General features: G+C 38.9%; 3 protein-coding genes. All 3 read right to left on the minus strand.

Features of this window, described 5'->3' with window-relative positions; all coding sequences use genetic code 11:
* On the minus strand, positions 1-453 hold a 453-nt coding region (gene frr, locus ACLTU0_RS11785), incomplete at its 3' end, for a ribosome recycling factor (RefSeq protein ID WP_412322633.1).
* A gap of 33 nt (positions 454-486) precedes the next feature.
* Entirely contained in the window at positions 487-1206 is a 720-nt protein-coding gene (gene pyrH / locus ACLTU0_RS11790) for a UMP kinase (RefSeq protein ID WP_022229233.1), read from the minus strand.
* 104 nt (positions 1207-1310) lie between these two features.
* Positions 1311-1989: tRNA guanosine(34) transglycosylase Tgt (locus ACLTU0_RS11795; protein WP_412322635.1), on the minus strand; the 679-nt coding region annotated here is incomplete at its 5' end.

Genomic DNA, 1989 nt, shown 5'->3' on the forward strand with positions numbered 1-1989 from the left:
CAAATCGTCCTCTGTGATTTCGCCGTCTTTCTTCATAGCCTTGTACTTATCAATCGCGTCACGTCTTGCGTTACGAATTTGCACCTTAGCTTCTTCTGTATACTTCTTTACAGTCTTAACAAGTTCTTTTCTTCTTTCCTCTGTCAGCGGAGGGAAGTTAAGTCTTATAACCTTACCGTCATTTTGTGGTGCTATACCGATGTCAGACGCATTGATTGCCTTTTCTATTTCCTTTAAAACGCTTGCGTCCCAAGGTTGAATAACAAGTAATCTCGGTTCAGGTGATGAGATTGAACCTACCTGTTGGACAGGTGTCATTGTGCCGTAGTAATCAATAGCAACTTTATCAAGTACAGACGCGTTTGCACGTCCTGCACGGATTGTCTTTAATTCACCCGCATAACCGTTTATTCTTTTTTCCATCTTTTCTTCAATTTCAGGATACTTACCCATTTTAAAATTCCTCCTTAAATATATCAATTAATCCTAAAGTTTTCCCTCATTATTTACAAGTGTACCTATTTTTTCGCCTTTTACCGCTCTTACAATGTTTTCAGGGTCGCTAAGACCGAAAACAAGTATAGGCATATTATTATCACGGCACATTGATGCCGCAGTTGAATCCATTACGCCGAGATTTTTTGAAAGTATATCACTGAATGAAAGTACATCATATTTCTTTGCGTCAGGATTTATATTAGGGTCGCTGTCATATACTGCATCAACTTTCTTTGCAAGCAATATAACCTGTGAATCTGTTTCAACTGCACGAAGTGCGGCGGCTGTATCTGTTGACATAAACGGATTACCTGTTCCGCAGCCGAATATTACTACTCTGCCCTTTTCAAGATGTCTTTCAGCCTTACCTCTGATATAAGGTTCTGCCACCTGTCGCATTTCAATCGCAGTCTGCACTCTTGTAGGTACATTGCAGTTTTCAAGTGCACTGCAAAGTGCCAACGCATTTATCGCAGTTGCAAGCATACCCATATGGTCAGCTCTTGTTCTGTCCATATTCTCACTGCTTCGTCCTCTCCAGATGTTTCCTCCGCCTACAACGATTGAAACCTGTACACCCATGTCCACAATTTTCTTTATGTTCTCACTGATATGTGCAATAGTATGCTCATCAAGTCCAAATCCGTTTGTTCCCGCAAGTGCCTCTCCGCTTATTTTTAAAAGCACTCTCTTATACTTTGCTCTCATCTATGGTATCCTCCTTAAATTGTTATTCATATTGTATAATATTATACCAAAACTTTCACAAAAAAGCAATATAGAATTGTCATTTAATTATAGTTTTTGCACTATTAAAGTCTTTGTGCAAGCTTTTCAACATTTTCACGTCTGAATTCTTCAAATCTGTCCTCTTCTATTGCCTTTCTGATGCGTTCCATAAGTTCATTATAAAAATACAAATTATGAAGAACTGCCAATCTCATTCCAAGCATTTCTTTTGCCTTGAACAAATGTCTTATATATGCTCTCGTGTAGTGCTGACAAGCAGGACAACCACATTCTTCGTCAATCGGTCTTGTATCAAGTTCATATTTTTGGTTCATTAAATTCATTGTGCCGTTTCTTGTAAAGATAAATGCGTGTCTTGCATTTCTCGATGCGATAACACAGTCAAAGAAATCGACGCCTCTTGCAACCGATTCAATAATATTTGACGGTGTTCCGACACCCATTAAATATCTCGGCTTATTTACAGGTGCATGAGGAAGTACAACATCAAGAATATGATACATTTCTTCGTGGCTCTCGCCAACCGCCAAACCGCCTATCGCATATCCCGGTAAATCAAGTTCCGCAATCCTCTGCATATGCTCAATTCTTATATCATCGAAAGTTCCGCCTTGATTAATACCGAAAAGCATTTGATTTTTGTTAATTGTATCGTCAAGCGAATTAAGTCTTTCCATCTCTTTTTTACAACGAACAAGCCATCTGTACGTTCTGTCGCATGAGTCCTTTACATATTTGTAC

This window comes from Hominilimicola sp. (assembly GCF_046972485.1).
Taxonomy (GTDB): Bacteria; Bacillota; Clostridia; order UBA1381; family UBA1381; genus Hominilimicola; species Hominilimicola fabiformis.

Excerpts from the sequence above, each read along its gene's own strand:
- pyrH (WP_022229233.1), bottom strand. The coding sequence starts at position 1,206 with ATGAGAGCAAAGTATAAGAGAGTGCTTTTAAAAATAAGCGGAGAGGCA.